The following is an 18,655-nucleotide window of genomic DNA, read 5'->3' as shown; positions in this document are numbered from 1 at the left end:
GTTTTGCCGGCAAAGATACGAATTTCAGAAAAATTTCATACCTTTGGCATGGCTTTTGTTCTTTCGGATAACAGATGACAATTCAAGAAATACAGACTGCTTGTACACGTACGACGGAGGCGCTCGACCGGGGGGCGCTTAAAACAGCCTTTGATACGCTTCAAGGGTTGATTGCCGGTTCACAAACCTATACGTATCAAAACAGACTCGACAAATTACAGGAGACGTATCAATATATGCTTCGTTATTATATAGAAGGTTCGGGAGACCCTATGCAGGAACAGATTTATGCAGGGATTCGGACGCAAACATACGAGCTGACAGATCGACTGCGACATGAACTTTTGGCAGATATTTCTCCTGAAACGTGTTATGCCGCCCGTCGTACTCTGACATTTGATCCGGTTGAGACCGGCACTCTGCTTAAACAAATTCCACTCTATGCCGAGGCCGAAGAAACGGAACCCTACGAAGCGTCCGTAAATCGGTTGTTCGGATATCTCTGGACAACCACTTTTCTCTCGCAGGAGACGGTTGTTGCTGTTCGGGAAGCATTGGCCGATCCTCACTACCCGTCGGCAGCCAGAAGTCAGATCGTTTCGGCGCTCCTGCTTGGTCTGCAACAGACATTCGACAAGGAGAAGTTACTGTTGCTTTTCAATGCGGCTTCCCCCGTGTCTGATGAAACGATTCGTATTCGTGCACTGATTGCCATTATCCTGACGTTGTACACGTATCGCCGGCGCACGGCGTTTTATCCGGAGATTGAACGTCAACTCGGATTGTTGGCCGAATCACCTGATTTCAAACGACTCTTGTTGACCATCATTCTTCGCTTCATCCTTGCCCGTGAAACGGAGAAGATATCACATAAACTGCAAGAAGAAATCATTCCGGAGATGATGAGACTGCGCCCCCAAATCAATCTGGGAGTTTCATGGTCTGATCTCATTGCTGAGCTTTCCAACGATGAGATGAATCCGGAATGGAAAAGCGACAAGCTCACGAAGTGGCTCGAAGAATATAACGAAATGCAGGAAGAAGGAGCTGACGTAATGCATTCAACATTCATTCACCTCAAGCATTTTTCATTCTTTCGGGAAGTCGGAAACTGGTTCCTGCCTTTTTCAATCGATCACTCTACACTTAAATCCAAAGCCGATATCGGTATTACAACGATTGATACTTTACTACAGGCATCGTTTATGTGCGATTCCGATAAGTATTCGCTTTACTTCAGTCTGGAGCAGATTCCCGAAATACATCGGAAAATGATTCTCCATCAACTTGATGTCCAGATTAATCAGATAAACGCACAGCAGGCGCAGGAACTGAAAAATCGACAGACGAAAGCCGAAAATGTCATCGGTTTGTATATCCAGAGTCTTTACCGTTTCTATAAGTTGTATCCTCGGCATGCCGACTTTGATGATATCTTTAACGAAAAACTTGACTTTCATCACTTAACTATGCTGAAACCGTATATTTCGGATACGGAAACGTTATTGCAGATTGCCGAGTTTTATCTCAGAAAAGGGTATTTTGAAGATGCTCTGACGATTTACCGTCGCCTGATCGAAGAAGGTACGGGAGATGAAGTGTTGTATCAGAAATCCGGATATTGCCGACAAATGGCCGGTGATATGGAAGGTGCCTTGCGCGATTATCTGCGCTCGGAAATGCTGAACCCGGAAAGCCCATGGTTACTCCGGCGTATTGCAGGGTGTTATCGAACGTTGAAACAACCCGAAGAAGCCTTGAAGTTCTTTTTGCGTTACGATACGATCAGTCCCGATAACCTCTCTGTCCTGATGAATATCGGGCATTGTTACTCAGAGCAGAAAGATTATAAAGAGGCACTCAGATATTATTTTAAAGTAGATTATCTTAGTCCGGATAACAGGAAAGCGCAGCGAGCGATCGCATGGTGCTCATTCTTGAGCGGGAAATATGATCAGGCGCGTAATTACTACCGAAAAGTGTTGGAAGATGAACCTCAGGCACAGGATTTCCTCAATGCCGGCCATACGGAATGGGCAGTGCAGAACATGAAAGGCGCTCTCGAACTGTATAAACAGTCTGTGTATGCCGCCGGCAATTTCAAGGCGTTTCAGGAATTATTAAAGGAAGACATTCCCGACCTGATACGCGCCGGTATCAAACCGTCGGAAATGCCTTTACTGATGGATCAGTTGCGTTATTCGCTCGGATGACTTTCCAAACGTAATACGGCACCTTTTATCCCTTTGGCCGATGCTTCGAAAGTAATCGTTCCCGCTTTCTCTCCCGACTGCACGATGGCTGTTAACATGCCTTTGAAAAGGGGCATTTCCGGCAGATGAAACGGTTGCAAGCAGGTTACATCGCCATTTGCTGCCGCACGGTAGGTGCCTGCACCTTTCACCTTAAAACGAATTATTTTGTCTGCTTCGGGGCACACGTTACCATCTTTATCTACGATCTTGACCGTAATGAATGAGAGGTCTTTGCCGTCGGCTTTCAACGAAGTACGGTCGGCCGAGAGTTCGATCCGATATGGAGCGCCGGCCGTGTGCATTTCTTTTTCGGCAACGGCCTTGCCATTGCTGTCATAAGCTACTACTTTCACAGTACCCGGCTCGTATTTCGTATCCATCCACATCAGCCGATAGCGCTTCTGGCGAGTGAACGAAGCCGCATCTTCCGGAGTATTGCTGTTCTCCTGCGTTACGGTCATGTCTTTCGATCGTTTACCCTGACTGATTCCGTTGATAAACAACTCGGCCGACGGATAGTTCGTGTAAATAAAAACCGGAGTTGTTTCCCCTTCACGTCCCGGCCATGTCCAGTGCGGAAGGATATGCAACGTTTCCTCTTTCTTGTTCCAGTGACTGCGATAGAGGTAGTAACGGTCTTTGGGAATACCGGCCAAATCGATGATCCCGAACAGGGAACTGTGGTTAGGCCAGTCGCTGTAGTAAGGGGTCGGTTCGCCGAGGTAATCGAATCCGGTCCATACAAATTCGCCGATGCAGTAGGGACGATCTTCATGCTGTATAAAGTCATCTTCCGGGAGGCTCGACCAGTTGCAATGCTCCACATCGTAACTGCTGCTCTGATGATCTTCGTAACGTGCCATCGCTTTGCGCTCGACCGGAAATTTATAGACGCCGCGCGAGCTGACGGTCGACGCCGTCTCACTGCCCAGAATGATTTGCTGCGGAAGTTTTTCGTAGGCTTCATCGTAAGCCTTCAAGCGATAATTCATACCTGCGACATCGAACGTAGCGGCAAAATTATTATTGATGATGGCCGATCCCTGATCCATCCCCGCTGTTACCGTGCGGGTAGGGTCTTCACGATGACAGATGTCTTGCATCATGCGGGCAAGATAAACGCCTCCGGGCGCTACCTGATCAGGTACCTCGTTGCCGACACACCACATAACGACGCTCGGATGGTTACGGTAACGGCGCACAAGATTTACCAAATCTTTTTCCATCCATCCGTCGTAGAAAAGGTTGTATCCGTTACGGCACTTGGGTGTCTTCCATTCGTCGAAACTTTCAGCCATAACCATCATCCCCATCTCGTCGCAGGCTTCGATCAGTTCGGGTGCCGGCATATTGTGCGATGTACGAATGGCATTACAGCCCATGTCTTTGAGGATACGTATCTGTCGGCGGATCGCTGCGTCGTTGACTGCTGCTCCCAATGGTCCCAAATCGTGATGGTTGCATACGCCTCGAAAGTATGTTTTCACTCCGTTCAGGTAAAAGCCGTCGTTCGGACGGATCTCAAGAGAACGGATGCCGAATCGGTCGGTCTGTTCGTCTTTCAATGCATTATCCAGGTAGAGCCTTGTCACTGCCGTGTAGAGCGATGGTGTTTCGGGTGTCCAGAGCAACGGATCATGGATCCACAGCGAGGTCTCTGTATAGCCCTCTGCCAGCAGAGACGTGTCGATTTTTGACGAAATGGTCCCGAGTTCCCGTCCGTCGGGCGTACGGATTTCCGTTTCCAGTCGTAGCTCGCCACGTGTTGCGGCAGGATAAGTCATCTGTGTACGGAATACGACTTTCGCATTTTGTTTACGCACGACGGGGGTCATGATCTGTGTGCTCCATAGCGGAAGATGCACATCGTCCATGGTGATCAGGTGTACATGGCGGTAAAGGCCTGCGCCCGGGTACCACCGTGAAGACTCCGGCTTGTTTTCGAGCCGTACAGCCAGCGTATTGTCGCCCTCACGATTGATATTGTCTGTTACATCGAAATAAAATGAGTTATATCCGTAAGGCCAGTATCCGACTTCATAACCGTTTACATAAATGTGTGCGTTGCTCATCGCACCGTCGAAGAGAAGAATGACACGCTGTTCCTTTGCGGATGCCGGCAGTTGAAACGTTGTACGATACCAGCCGACCCCGACGAAAGGCAATCCTCCCGTCCGTCCGGCATGTTCCATCGCTTCTTTCTGACCATCCTGCGTAATAGCTACTTCCTGCTTATCGTGATGGACGCTGAACGGGCCGTAAATTGCCCAGTCGTGCGGTATCGTCACTTGCTGCCATCGGCTGTCGTCAAAACCCGGTTCGGCCGATCGGGCATCGTCCGTTCGTGTAAATCGCCAGTTTTTTTCTAAGACTGTCTTTGTTCGCACTTGTGCTGTTGCGATACTCAGTACCATACATGCGGTCAAAAGACCTGTTATCCATTTCCGTTTCATCTTATATTTAGTTGTTTATGGTTTATCGTTCCATCGGTAGGAGACTATTGAACGGCCCGGTAGATGACACTGGATCAAACGCTCGCTTTCGCCCATGAAGAATGTACAGGGGGTTGAAGATTTATTCATGACAACGAAGGCATAGCTACCGTTTGGATTCAGAAAAGCACTGCCTGTAACCCCTTCCGGTAATTTGCCCTCGATTCCGACACGTACGGCTCCGGGCTTCACGACCGATGCCAAATGTGCAATCACGAAATAATGTGAATTGCGAGTGATTGTTTTATAATCCGTTGTATCGATATCAACAGTTCCATAACAGTTTTGGCAACCTCCCTCACGGTTAGGCCCCTGTCTGCTGTCGAGCATCAGATTCCATACGATGACTCCCTTACAGTGGTTATTCACCGTTCCCAGCCCGATTTCGCACATATCTTCGAGCAGACGCATCCGGAAATTGCGCCCGTCGTTCCAAGCACCAATGGAGGCCTCGGTAAACATCAGTTCCTTATTGGGGTAAGCCGCATGGATGCGGTTCAGTTCACTTTTGTCGCCCGAATAATGATGATAAGCTGCTCCGGCAATGTATGTCGACGCCTCGGTATCGGCGTAGAGATGCAGCGGATAATCCTGCTGATCTTCCATTCGATCGTAATCGAAATTATGATCGAAAGCATAGATTTTCGTTTTCAGTCCGGCCGTTTTGAACTTCGGGCCGAGCGCCGTTTTTATGAATGCCAGCTGTTCACGCCATCCCATATACAGAGAAGCCGAGTTTCCTCGATTCAGCGGTTCATTCTGAGGGGTAATGGCATAGATCGGAATACCTTCTTTCTGAAATGCCTGTATCCATTTTACGAAATACGTGGCATAATCCCCGTAATAAAGCGGACTGAGGTGTCCGCCGGTCCATGAACGGAAAGAGAGCTTTGTTTTCAGGTCGGAGATTTTCATCCAAGTCGGACAAGTCCACGGCGATCCCATCACTTTTAATGACGGATTGATTCGCAGAATTTCTTTTAGGACAGGGATGACGTATATTGTTTCTTCGGCCGTCAGTGAAAAGTGTTCAATGCCTTTCTTATCGCAACACGTATATTCACTCAGCGAAAAATCAGAGCAGCCGATCGAAATGCGTACATAGCTGAACCCCATCCTGTCGGGAGAGAACGTTTCGTATAGAAAAGCCGAACGGTTTTCCGGTGTCATCCGCATCAGGTTATAGGCTGTCGAACCTGTAATGGCTGCTCCGAAACCGTCCATCGTCTGATAACGCACCGCCGTATCGAGCGTAATGAGGAGATCGGTATCTTTCAAGCCTTCTTCATGAAACGAAATGATTTCATAAGCAAATTCTTTCGTACGGTCGGACGTTGTCGTAAACAGATCGACTGTTTCTACAGACTGAAATTCGCAACCGCCCATTCCTATCCCTGCAAGGAATACCCCGTATATCCATTGATACATTTTTTTCATACCATCTATTCAAATATGGCGTAAATATAGGTACAAAAAACGAATACGGTATTTTTTCGAAATGAAAAAAAGCCTCTGAAAATAGCGTATTGTTCAAAATTGAGTAATTTACTCATTGACCAGATTTATTTTTCTTCCGACCTTTGTCCCGCGTGATAAATGTTTGTGTCGGAATGATTGTTGAAATGATTTATTATTGAGCTGATTATCGATAAAGACATGATAAATAAAAAGGGGCGAACAGATAGACTGTTATATATAAAGGTAGGAATGCTGACAATACTGCTTTGGGGTGTCATCAGTCCATCGGTCGCACAAAAACGCTACCGCACGGGTGACGTACTCAACGTACAGCTGCGCCATGGGAAGCCCGAAACAGGGGCTGGACTTGAAAATGAATTGACCGACGCTGTATGTAAAGAGATTCAGATTCATCATATGATTCCACTCTTTCGTAAGCAGGCTTTTGGAGAAAGATTGCTCGCGGGCGTGAAGGAAGTGCGACGCGTTATGAGTAACCGACCGAAGAACAATGCCCTCTCTACCATGAAGGAGAAAAACACGGACGAGGGAATCAAGGGTATTCTTGTGATATTGGCCATTGTCGTATCGGCCATCTTGTTTTTCGCTATCTCGTACGACGAATTTAAGTTTGCCCGTAGCGGCAGGATAGGACGAAGTGTCATTTCCCGCAAGACATCGTTCTATGTGATAGGGATTATCGCGATCTGTTGCTTCCCGGGGCTTATTTTACTGCCTTTATTCGTGTTGTTCAAACTGCTGTTTCGCCGTCGTTTGACCTGTAGTGTGCCGTGTCCGTCGTGTCGTGCGGTGGGAGCATTCAAGAATATCCGGAAAGAGTTTCATGTAGAGTTTGAAACGGTCGGAAACAAAAAGTTGAGAACACAACATTGGAGCTTCGTCTGTAAAAAATGTGGCTTCCGGATGAAAGAAAAGGTATATGATGATGTAAGTGAATTTGCTATGTTGACACAGAATGTGATTCAAACGATGAGGAGCAATGGAAGAAATCGCGACAATGACGATGAGGGCTCGTGGGGAGGAGGCCATAGCGACGGCGGTGGTGTGTCGACACGCTTCTGACCGGGAGAAAGAATATTTATGAATAACTGATAAAATAAATCGACGATGAGAAAAAAGATGTCTATTCTTGCGGCATGCTTGATGGCATGGGTTGCAATGCCGCAGCAAACCGGCGCACAGGCGCTGCGTGGTAATAATAATCAACAGATCGGAAGCATCAGCTCCGATGGGACAATCCGCAATCGAAGCCATGCAGAAGTAGGGAGAATCAAATCCGACGGTACGATTTGTGACCGAAGTAACAGGCAAATCGGTATAATCTCTTCCGACGGCATCGTACGCGATCGCAGTCATGCGGAAATCGGACGAATCAATTCCGATGGCACCGTGCGTGACCGCAGTAACAAGTATCTTGGTAAGATCGATACTGACGGTACGGTACGTAACAGCAACAATGCCAGCATCGGCAAAGCATCGGGAGTGAAAAAAGAGTGGGCGGCCGTTGCCTTCTTCTTTTTCGACTTCTGAATTTGCTCCAGTGGAGTCCGCTGAAACCGAAAAAAATAATCAAACAATATGATACACGATTATGTATTGCGATAGAGGTATAACTAAAATAACTATAAAGAAATGAAACGAAATGTATTAAACCAGTTTAATGGATGGATGCTTGCGGTAGCAAGCGTGATGTTGCTCTCATTAGGAGCATGTGATAAAAATGAGCAGGGAGGAGAGAAACCGAAGAATCTGCCCGATATCGATGTGAAGATAGAGGGTACGATCGATCATCAGAAGTTGGTTGAAGGGCAAAAAGGTTCGGTTACGTTTAACCGCTTTCCGGCTACGGTCCAAGAGTTCAAGGAAGTGCGTGAGAAAATCGGTAAGGAACCCCATGGAGCCGTGGCCTTGCAGATCATGGCCTATGAAATGTTTCGCCGTAATCAAAGGATAGGGATGGAATGCATTAATCTGAACAGTACGAATACGAATTCAGGTGAAAAAAGCAGCGCGGTCAGACAGCTGAGACTTTTGTTCAACAATGATAATTCTTCACGTCCTTACCAGATGGCGGCTTATCTGAAAGGGGCTACCTTCGAAAATGGTTACAGCCCGACCAAACCCTATACGGTAGAAGTGATCGTAGACGAAGGACGGGGATATGGCTATTCAAACGATTATCAGGCTCCTATCGTCAAACTTTTAGTGCTGACAAAAGGAAAAGAAAGACCCGATCCGGTCGCTTTGGTAAAGACCAAAGACCCGAAAGAATCGAGCGAAGGCAAATATTTTATCGTAAGCGAGTGTTCCAGTATCTATGTGCGTGTACGAGCGATAGCATTTGATCATCCGTTTAAAGGATTAGATTAATTTTATCTCCGAAAACATACATCATAACCGAAAAAAATGATAAGAAAAATTTTATGTGCAGTCGTTGCCGCGATATTCTTCTTGCATTTGTCGGCACAAGACCAAACTTATAGGGGAGCATGGTTTGAAGTGAAGTATCCGTCTGACTTCACCGCCCAAGGATCGATGGGATCCGGAAGTGCCGAGGATGATCAGTTCGACAGCGCGTTCTTCACCTCTCCCGACGGAGAAGTCGAATTTTATATCTTCTCGCCTCAATGGGGAGGCGAACCAACCGATATTGCCCTTCGGCCGAATGAAAAAGAAGGAGATAGACAGGTTAAAAAGGCCGATAACCAGACCGTTACCTATTGGACAATCGGCGCTAAAGACGGTAGCTACATACGCAGCTATCAGGAGACTCGCAACGAAATCGAAAATACGGTGTGGGTTGTCGGGATCAAGTATAAGAATCGGAAAGCGTACGATCGCTACAAAAAGAAATATGTCGCTTTTAAAAGTTCCTTACAACAATTCGCAGACTAATAATAAGAGAATAAAAACAGAAATACATACAGAAGAGACAATGAAAACAACATGTATACAAACCGTCTTTTTAACGATCTTATGCTTCTTGACGGCATGCAACCCGGCTAAAAGTAATCAGACCGAAACATCTGAAAACTCGCGAGTTATAAAAAAACATCAGTATGATAGCTTTGCGAATGCTCATATCGTGGCATATCAGAAAGACGGTCAAGTCTATTTTTACAACGTTGAAGCGGATGACCGGGTGCCTTTCACCGAAGAAACCGAAGAGATTTTTAATCTCAAATTCGATCCCGACGGGCATTCCATGTATTATACCGTAGTGCGAGATGGTGTGTTGTGGCTTCGCAAAGTCGTATTCTCCGATGCCGGAGTACAACTCGAAGACCTTTTGAACCTGAATATCCCGAAAGAGAAATGTATAACTGAAACGTACGGAGATAATAGTTTGATGGAATATCAGGATGGAAAACTACTTATCCGCAGTGATTTCAGTTGGGATGGATATAACTTTGGGATGTATAACATTTATACGATCGCAGACAATACTCTGACAACGACGAGTGATTCTGAGGAGGCTAGCAAGCGCTTCGGTGCACTCTATCAGGAATCGGACGACCGTTTCGAAACGGAAAACGAACACATGATTTACCTGCACAACGGTAACCGTATCTGCCTGACCGATCAATTGAACCTGAAAGCGATGGGAGACGATTATGGCTCAACCGAAGTCGATTATTTCAAACAGACCGTTTCACCTGACGGATCAAAAGTCGCTTTTGTGGCGATTAATTCGTTTGGCGATTTGGCACATGGTCCGCTGTGCATCGCTGACGCAGACGGTAAACACCAGCAAAGGCTGAGTGAAGACGGCGCAGCACAATACTTCCCTCTGCAATGGGCCGGTAACCAACTGGTCTTTGCTAACGACGAAGAGAGCGAACACGAAAATGTCGGAATCAAGGTACTTTATATCACAGATCCCGAAGAAAACAAGCCGATTGATCTTATCGTCGGCGTAAAGAGTTTCGATGTTAAACAGCCTGTAAAATAAGGAGAAAAAGACAATGAAAACAATGATTTATTTATTGGCAGGAGCGTTTCTATGGACTTCCTGCAAGAACATGATCTCGTCTGGACAATCGGGAGAAAATACCGAAAGCATCGTCACTCAAGAGACGATGCTTATAGATAGTCTCGAAAAAAAACTGATTGCTTCGGATAATGAGTTGGAACGTATCGGTCTACACCGACAGATTACCGACCTGAAATTCAAACATGCCACGGATGATGAAAAAACAGGCCTTTTCAATGATTTCACTACGTTTTTATATGTGGAACTGGAAAATCTTAACGAAAAGGAATTCGGTTATCTGGAACATTATTATGAATATCGGATGAATGAAAATGGAGATCACATCGAACCGCACGATTCCATTAAACAAAAGGAAAGGTCTTATAGGGAGGTCGGTTTGGAATTTAAGGAAATGGGCGAAGGAATCGTTTCGATTGCACCGAGTGCGGCTCTTTTCGAAAACTATCTCAAACAATTGCCGGCATCCTATCAGGAATATTGGCAATTACTGAGAGACGCTGAAAATGTGGTTGCCGATGCGGGGTTAATCGTTACCTGGCGAGAATTGGGAGACCTGATCGCCCGATGCGAAGCATACGCGAATAAATATCCCGATCATATCGGCTTTTTCAAAGTGCTTGCGGAAGATTATCAATTTCTCCAAAACGTTTACATAACGGGGACGGATAATACGTCTATCGCTGACGAAACAGGGAAACTCGATCCCGATCTGAAAGCCGAATGGATGCGTTTCGGTAAAGCTTTTCCCAACAGTCCGACAACGAGTTTGATCAAAATAGCGCTGGCCGAGAAGAATTACAAAGATCGATACGCTATTTACGAAAAGATATACGACGCACAACTTAAGTCGAACGATCCGTTGATGCGTGAATACAATAAATAACGAATCTATCATGATCTACTGTTCATGCAAACGCATTATAATAAGAAAATAAAAAACCTTTTTAAAAAACAATCAAGATGAAGAAAAACATGAATTATTTTGCAGTGGTGCTTTTGTTGGGAATAGCTGTACCGACTCAAGCACGGGTTTTGGACCGTGAGGAAAGAAACGGAGATGCCGGCAGAACTGCCGACAGAGTAGGAGAGAATGGCATAACGGTACAAGCTGCCGTCTCGTCAGGTAAAACCTACTATGTAAGTCCCAACGGCAGTGTACGTGCCGACGGACTCAGTAAAGATACGCCTTTGAAAGATCTGCAAAAAGCCATCGATCTCGCCGAAGAAGGGTCTACCATTCTGGTCGCCGAAGGCAATTATCTGGGCAATATGGACAGAGGCTATATTGAATGCGGCCGGTTCGGGAACGGTGCCGATAACGGGAAGTTCCTGAAATTTTACGGAGGCTATTCGTTGGATTTTTCAGAACGTGACCCGGTCAAATACATTACTAAAATTCAGCCCAACGAAAAATCGCCGCGCAGCATCGGTTCGGCCCTGTTCCATATCACAGCCCGTCGGGCTTACGGTGATAAACGTCCGGCTGGCGAAGTCGTAGTCGACGGATTCACGTTTGATGGCGGAGAGTTTATCCAATACTACAAACCCGATGTGAATGACCCCAGAACCGGCACTCCCAACAAAGAAGTACTTACCGGCATGTTGATTCACCCCGATGCGCAAGCCGGAAATTCCGTGGGAATATCGAAAGTCGATTGGCGTGCGTTGCATCTGACCGTCGAAGGGAAAGTAAAAATAACGAACTGTGTGTTTGTGAACTGCCGTAACTTTGGGCTGCAAGGAGGCATGGGAGCCGGGCATATCGAAGTCTGCAATAACGTGTTTGTGGCCAACCGTTATGCCGCCTGCGAAATATGGGGAACGCTGGCATCCGGCAGAGAAAACGAAATATCGCTCGATTTCCATCATAACACCGTACTGTTTTCGTGGCCGATCACCAAAGAGTTTGAAACGATGGGACAGGGTTTCCGTTTTATGAACGGTATCCGTACCATCAACGTGTATAACAACATCTTTGCGTTCAATGCGCGGTGCGGAGTGGAACGTTGCCGATACGAAAACAAAAAAGAATACGAGAAATTGAAGCAAAGCAATTTGTATAACAATTATTTTCTGGGGAACAAGTACGACCTTGAAATCTGCGACAGTTCCGCACCAATCAATGTGCCGGCATCCCGTATCGAAGAAGCCGAAGAAATCGGACCGAAATACGAAGGGAATAAAGAAATGCCGTTTGACCAGTCGTTCATTTCGGCCATAGATGCTCCCTACCTGAAAGGTTTCACCGAATTGAAAATATCGACCTCCGAGAACTACGACGCCAACTCGTCGGCCAACCAGTTGAACCGTTTTCTCGGACTTAACCAGCAAGGTACGAGTACGACGCGCGTCAGCATGTTTGCCAATAAATACCCGTGGGAGAAAGCGCGTAATTTATTTGGCGCCGTGAAAGATTACGGAGCGCAAACACCGGAGAAGAAATAATCGGATAAATCGGGGCCGGGGGGAGGATAGCGAATAAAAGCTCAGTATCATAAAAAACATTCGCTACCTCCCCGACTCTTATCTTTCAATATGAAAAGAAAAATGAAACAGCGAATGTTTAATTGGGGCATGGTGGTATGGGCCGTCTTGCTGATAAGTTGTAAAAACACGGGGGCAACGACATCGGATGGTGCGACCGACAGTACGCAGGTAACATCGGTCGAACAAATCCTGAAACTGCCTGCACTCAAACCCGGAGAGGAAATTGTATTTGAAGACGACAAGGTTCGCATTGTCGAAGGGGGAATCGTCAATACGGACGGAGGTATGTATAACACCCTCAACATGCAGCCTAAAAACGCGTCATACAAACAGTTTAAGATCGAAGGTACGGTTCTTGCTTTCGAGAACGTCGTTGGCAATGCAATACTGGCCAGCGAAGGCACGGGAACCATACGCATGCTGTGGGTATACGATCTGACTACAGGCGAAAAGTTGCTCGGAGTAGAATCGTTTGCAGACTATGGAATCGTAATCGAAAACGATCATCAATTCTCTTTCTATCGATACGACGACGCTTTGCCTCAAGTCTCTTGGAACGAAGAAAAGGCCGTGTGGGAGAATCGTAATCACGTGCCTTCCGAGTTGCAAAACGCCGATTTGGAGGAAGCCAAGAAGAAAAGTCGGGAATATTTGTTTAACGGACTTACGCTGATGGCGCATCAAAAAGTACAAGTCGATATTCAAGTACGAAAAGCGACTCCGCAGAACGAATACAAATGGGAATATATCGAATAAATAGGTATCGGAGAGGAGAGGTAACGTAACGACAATTCTCCCCCGTATCCATTCATGCTTTAAACATTAAAAACAGATGAAACAAATACTGTGTATCTTGTTATGTTTCTTATCCGTGGTCGGCATGGCAGCGCAGAACAACAAACCGACCAACAGGAAAACAAACATCAAAGATATTTTTCTGATGCTGCCCGACAACGCGTTCGGACATCCGGATTTTACGCTTGAAAAGCGAAAGGAAATGCTTAAAACCATCGGTCAACAGCCGAACATAAACGTCGAAAATTATGACGGTACTTACGCCTATATTGAGCTGTGCGACGAACGAAACGGTTATCTCTCCGCATTCTATTATTTTCTGGAAGGTTACAAATACGAAATCTGTTACTGGAATCTCAAAGACGGACGAAAACTCGTTGCGGTAAACAAAGATGAAGGACACGGAGATGTCAATTTCTATCTATACGAAAACGGTAATCTGAGCGAAGACTTGTATTATTGTCCGGATATTTACAACGTGCAACTCGATGACTTCTTCGAAACGTCGCATCTCGACGAAAAGGAAAAGGGCATCCTTCAGGATTTATTCGAAAACCGGATCGTTTTTCAACATCTGCTTCCGCGTAAAGGCACATCGATCGAAATGCGTATCGGCAGCATTCCTTTCGATATGAGTTACGAATCCATGTTCGAAGAGGCCGGCCTGAAAGATGAGAAAATCATATTTAAACATCTTATCTTTAAATGGCTAAACGAAAAATGGGTCAAGGAAGTTCGAAAAGGTATTGGAACTGCTGAGTAAATAGCCGTATGCGAAAACAATTTGCAGGAGATAAATCACAACTGTGATTTATCAGAAACAATTTGCGGGAGACAAATCTTCACACAGATTTGATGAGAAACAACGGTACCCCTCCAGCCATGAAAATAGAAAAGCAGGGAAGGCGAATACCTTGAACGGTCTGCCTTCCCTGCCTGTTTCCTGATGAAACAGTATCGGCGTTTAGCCTTCTCGTAAAGCCTCGACGGCGGCAACGCTGCGGTCGATTTTTTTACCCAACAACTTCGATCCGTAAGGCGTAATAAGATAATCTTCTTCGTTACGGATGCCTCCGAAATCTTTGTATGTCAAAACCTTGTCGTAGTTGATGAATTCCTCGAACATCTTCTCGCTTTTCCAGCGGTCAATCAGTTCGGGAATAAAGTATATGCCCGGCTCGATGGTCAATACGAAACCGGCCTCCAGTTCGCGGGCCAGTCGCAACGATTTACGTCCGAACTGCTTGCTCTTCGGCTTCTCATTGTATCCGACATAGGCTTCGCCGAGGTTCTCCATATCGTGCACATCGAGTCCCATCATGTGCCCCAGTCCGTGCGGAAAGAAGAGCGCATGCGCTCCGGCCTGCACGGCTTCGGCGGCATCTCCTTTCATCAGTCCGATATTTTTCAGCCCGTCGACAATCGTTGCTGCCGACAAATCATAAACTTCTTCAAAACGAATACCGGGCCGCAGGGCGGCTACGGCTGCTTCGTGGCCGGCTACCTGAATTTCGTAGACTTCACGCTGGCGGGTCGTGTATTTCTTGTCGGCCGGCACGGTCGAGGAGAAATCGCCGGCATATCCCATTTCCGTCTCCGCACCGGCGTCGACGAGGAATAAATCGCCGCTTTTCACCATGTTTCCGTGATCATGGTTGTGAAGTGTCTGACCGTTGACCGTTGCAATGATCGGGAACGACAACCCGTAATTGTGCGAAGCCGCTACTTCCTGAATGGCGGCCGCCACCTCGCACTCGCGTATTCCCGGCCGAACCAGCCGCATTGCTCTCAGGTGCATATCGGCCGTTACGTTACACGCTTTTTCGATTTCTGCAATTTCTTCGTCCGTCTTGTAGTTACGCAGGTTAACAACGCCGCGGATAAACGCAACAGAAGGTTTTTCGGTGCCGGGCTCTATACCGAGCAGACTCCAGCGTTTGATTTTATGTTCGGCGCGATAACTGGGCAGATAGTGAATCGTTTGACCTTTTTTGAGGGCGCTTTTCAGGTATGTCGCCACTTGTCCCGAAGGTTGCACGTTCGTAATCCCTGCCGCTTCGCTTTTCTCGTGCAATGTCGGTTGCGTTCCCATCCAAACGATGGCGTCCATGGTTAGTTCATCGCCGAAGATGATCTCTTTGTTCTCGTCGACGTCAATGATGGCAGTTAACCCGGCATACGGTAACCCGAAAAAGTACAGAAATGTTGAATCCTGCCGGAAAGGATACGTGTTATCTTCGTAGTTACAACCCGCTTCATCGTTTCCGAGAAACAGCAACAACCCTGACCCCACGGCTTTTTTCAGGGCTTCCCGTCGTTGAATATAAGTCTCTTTCTTAAACATAACAATGATTTTTTTTGAATTCAGTTAAACAAAGGTACGGTATTTTTTTGTTACCTTTGTCAAGTCATCCTGAAAATTTGGAATAAAAATGATGTTTGAAAAAGAACAGTTGCCTCTCCATATACCTTTTGTCACTGCTTCCGAAAGCAATGGACAGCCAGTGTCAGCTTCTTTTCTCCAACGCCCTTATTATGCGGCTTTTCTTCAGCAGCTGGGGTTGCGTGAAATCAAAGACCAAGTGCAATATCTCCTGACACAGCGTGATGCAAAAAACTGGAAGCCGACCCTCGAAGAGGTCGCATCCGCCATGCAGCAATTATGCAGCGAAGGCAATCTGACCTGGGCACAGGCGCTGTCTGTCTTGGAATTTGTTATTGTGAAGTTGGACCGGAACCAAACCGTTTCTCCTTATGTGGGGGCATACATGTGTCACGATGGCATACGACGCACCGTGCTGCATGTGTTCAACGAAGCCATTGGCAGTCGGTACACCGATCTGACCGAGTTGTCTTGCCGTATCGTCGACCATCCCGACGAAGCCAACGAAACCTTCAACACCATCCGCATCTGCGATCCGGCCATGGGGTCGGGCTTTTTCCTGATACAGTCGCTCAACGAAATGATTGCCGTCAAATCGCAGCTCGGCATTCTGTCCGACAGAGATGGTAACCCGCTTTTTCCGTACCGAATACTCATACACGACGGAAAACTCGTCGTACGCGATAAGCGACGCTCCGAAACCATCGAGCTGACAGCGGACACTCCCGAATGCCGACGCATCCAGGACACGTTGATGAAAGAAAAACAGACCTTGATCGAACATTGTCTCTTTGGCGTCGATATTGACCCGATTGCCGTGACCATTGCACGCATCCGTCTTTGGGCCGACGTACTCAAACATGTATGTAGGGATACCGGTCAGCCTCATTCTCTACCTCTTATTGAGCCTAATCTGCGCTGTGGGGATGCCCTTGTCAGCCGGATTTCCATATACGATGATCTCAAGCCCGTCTTCCAACGTATCGGGTGCTCGGTAAGCGAATATAAAATGCTGGCTGACGATTATAAAAAAGCCCGCACTCCGGAAGAGAAAAATACGGCAGGGCAGATGCTGGCAGCGATTAAGCGAAAGTTGCTGATGGAGATCACGTGGGATGATAAGAACAACGAAGAATTGCTCCGTTGGCAACGCGAATTGGCAACGCTCAAAGCGCCAAGTCTTTTCGAAATGAACGAAGAAGAAGTCAAAGCCGTCAAAGCTCGCCTGCTCGATGCGCAGTCGATGGTGGATAAATACAAGCAAAAAATCGAAGGCACCAAGAACAATCCGATTTTTAAACATGCCATCGAATGGCATTGTGATTTCCCGCAACTGCTGGATGAATCAGCTGATTTCATCGGCTTCCATCTGATCATCGGGAATCCGCCGGATACGCTCGTGCAGATCGGGGGCGAACCGATCGATATCTACAAACAACTCAACTACCGGGCTTATAAACGCACGGGCGAAGTTTCCAGCCTCTTTTATGAACTCGGCAATAAACTGCTTAAACCCGAATATTACCTTTCTTACATCGCGTCAAACGGATGGATGAAATCTGTTCAAGCCAGCAAGATGCGTCAATATCTCATGGAAGAGATGAACCCGCTGCTCACCATCGAATTTAGTGACAGCTGTAAGATCGATAAAACATTGGCTGATCATGGCATTGTTATCCTTCAGAAAGCCTTCAACCGGCATCGAACATTGAATTGCTGCCTCAAAAGTGATTTTGATCCGCAAACCTCCAATTGGGAACGATATCTGAATGATCATGGAACGTATGCCTCGACCGAGGCGGCTACGGATGAGACGCAATCCGCGTCTACGACGAGTTTCGTCATCCTCACGGAAACGGAGAAACATATCCGGGGAAAAATAGAACAGGCCGGAACCCCTCTCGAGGCATGGGACATCCAATTGTATTCGGGGATCAGAACAGGACTCGATGAAGCTTTTATCATCGACGGAGCCACGAAAGACGAATTTATTCTGGCCGATTACAAAAATGTCGATATCCTCAAACCTTTGCTAAAAGGAGAAGATATCCGGCGTTACATCCCCGAAAAATCCGACCAGTGGCTCATTTATGTTCCCTGGCATTTTCCCCTGCTTTATGACCGGACCATCACAATGGCTTCCGAACGCGCCGAACAGCGATTCCGGCAGCAATATCCGGTCATTTACGAACATTTGGCCGCATACAGAAGCAAACTTGCCGCACGAGATGCGGCAGAGGTGGGTGTCTCTTTCGAGTGGTATGCTTTGCAAAACTACGCAACCAGCAATGAATGGGACGACTTTACGCAGCAGAAAATTGTTTGGAAACGCGAAACGTCTGCTTCAGCCTTTTGCCTTGACTACAGGGGATGCGCTACATTGGATACGACTTGTTTCGCGACAGGGCAACATCTCAAATACCTGCTTGGAGTACTCAATTCCAAGCTCGGAAGATACATGTTGCAAGATGCACCGCATCTCCCCAACGGTGATATGCAGATCAGTGTCCTCACTCTCGAAGCCTTGAAAATACCGATCCCCAATATCAAGGTCGAGTCGGAGGTCATATCGCTTGTTAACAAACGTACATCCGATGTGCATAAGTTGGAGAATGAGGAACTGGATGGCAAGATAGATCGGCTCGTTTACGAGATGTATGATCTGAATGAGGAAGAACGACGTTTTATTGATTCAAATATTTCACATACATAATATGCAAACGTCTTGTGAAGAGATTCTTCATCCAATATGCGATTCGGACAGGATGAT

Annotated in this window: 14 protein-coding genes; 11 read left to right on the top strand and 3 right to left on the bottom strand. The window is 46.7% G+C overall.

Annotation, left to right across the window (positions count from 1 at the left end; translation table 11 throughout):
* Nucleotides 1-74: 74 nt before the first annotated feature.
* Nucleotides 75-2,213 (top strand): tetratricopeptide repeat protein, encoded by a 2,139-nt coding sequence (locus BFO_RS12245; protein ID WP_014226079.1) that lies wholly within the window; start codon nt 75-77, stop codon nt 2,211-2,213.
* Here BFO_RS12245 and galB read toward each other — a convergent pair.
* Both galB and BFO_RS12235 read right to left on the bottom strand, forming a co-directional pair.
* Nucleotides 2,198-4,708, bottom strand: coding sequence for a beta-galactosidase GalB (gene galB, locus BFO_RS12240; RefSeq protein ID WP_014226078.1), 2,511 nt, complete (start codon nt 4,706-4,708; stop codon nt 2,198-2,200). The genes BFO_RS12245 and galB overlap by 16 nt on opposite strands.
* 15 nt (nt 4,709-4,723) lie before the next feature.
* The gene (locus BFO_RS12235; protein WP_046472699.1) at nt 4,724-6,133 is read right to left on the bottom strand and encodes a glycoside hydrolase family 30 protein; all 1,410 of its coding nucleotides are present in this window, start codon (nt 6,131-6,133) and stop codon (nt 4,724-4,726) included.
* Nucleotides 6,134-6,454: 321 nt separating this feature from the next.
* On the opposite strand from BFO_RS12235, the gene BFO_RS12230 reads away from it, so the two are divergent.
* From BFO_RS12230 to BFO_RS12190, 9 genes are all read left to right on the top strand, one after another.
* Complete coding sequence (locus tag BFO_RS12230) at nt 6,455-7,288, top strand: TPM domain-containing protein (protein WP_157755322.1); 834 nt, start codon at nt 6,455-6,457, stop codon at nt 7,286-7,288.
* A 45-nt stretch (nt 7,289-7,333) separates the two neighbouring features.
* A complete protein-coding gene (locus BFO_RS12225; RefSeq protein ID WP_014226075.1) occupies nt 7,334-7,756 on the top strand; it encodes a 5-fold beta-flower protein in 423 nt (140 codons plus the stop codon).
* 102 nt (nt 7,757-7,858) lie between these two features.
* Complete coding sequence (locus BFO_RS12220) at nt 7,859-8,596, top strand: DUF6935 domain-containing protein (RefSeq protein WP_014226074.1); 738 nt, start codon at nt 7,859-7,861, stop codon at nt 8,594-8,596.
* 36 nt (nt 8,597-8,632) lie between these two features.
* Complete coding sequence (locus tag BFO_RS12215) at nt 8,633-9,121, top strand: hypothetical protein (protein ID WP_014226073.1); 489 nt, start codon at nt 8,633-8,635, stop codon at nt 9,119-9,121.
* 40 nt (nt 9,122-9,161) lie between these two features.
* Nucleotides 9,162-10,178: a TolB family protein gene (locus BFO_RS12210; RefSeq protein ID WP_141729174.1), complete on the top strand. Its 1,017-nt coding sequence runs from the start codon at nt 9,162-9,164 to the stop codon at nt 10,176-10,178.
* A gap of 13 nt (nt 10,179-10,191) precedes the next feature.
* A complete protein-coding gene (locus BFO_RS12205) occupies nt 10,192-11,103 on the top strand; it encodes a hypothetical protein (protein ID WP_014226071.1) in 912 nt (303 codons plus the stop codon).
* Between the two features lie 77 nt (nt 11,104-11,180).
* The gene (locus BFO_RS12200) at nt 11,181-12,665 is read left to right on the top strand and encodes a hypothetical protein (protein WP_014226070.1); all 1,485 of its coding nucleotides are present in this window, start codon (nt 11,181-11,183) and stop codon (nt 12,663-12,665) included.
* A 102-nt stretch (nt 12,666-12,767) separates the two neighbouring features.
* The gene (locus BFO_RS12195; RefSeq protein WP_074450262.1) at nt 12,768-13,463 is read left to right on the top strand and encodes a hypothetical protein; all 696 of its coding nucleotides are present in this window, start codon (nt 12,768-12,770) and stop codon (nt 13,461-13,463) included.
* Nucleotides 13,464-13,539: 76 nt separating this feature from the next.
* Nucleotides 13,540-14,265, top strand: a complete 726-nt coding sequence (locus BFO_RS12190; protein ID WP_141729009.1) for a hypothetical protein — start codon at nt 13,540-13,542, stop codon at nt 14,263-14,265.
* 201 nt (nt 14,266-14,466) lie between these two features.
* Here BFO_RS12190 and BFO_RS12185 read toward each other — a convergent pair whose 3' ends face one another.
* Nucleotides 14,467-15,846 (bottom strand): aminopeptidase P family protein, encoded by a 1,380-nt coding sequence (locus BFO_RS12185; RefSeq protein WP_014226066.1) that lies wholly within the window; start codon nt 15,844-15,846, stop codon nt 14,467-14,469.
* An 88-nt stretch (nt 15,847-15,934) separates the two neighbouring features.
* On the opposite strand from BFO_RS12185, the gene BFO_RS12180 reads away from it, so the two are divergent.
* Nucleotides 15,935-18,598, top strand: a complete 2,664-nt coding sequence (locus tag BFO_RS12180; RefSeq protein WP_041590931.1) for an Eco57I restriction-modification methylase domain-containing protein — start codon at nt 15,935-15,937, stop codon at nt 18,596-18,598.
* The last annotated feature ends 57 nt before the right edge of the window (nt 18,599-18,655 follow it).

Source organism: Tannerella forsythia 92A2, from assembly GCF_000238215.1.
Taxonomy (GTDB): domain Bacteria; phylum Bacteroidota; class Bacteroidia; order Bacteroidales; family Tannerellaceae; genus Tannerella; species Tannerella forsythia.
The sequence above is the reverse complement of the archived record's forward strand: the minus strand, read 5'-3'. Positions and strand labels throughout refer to the sequence as shown.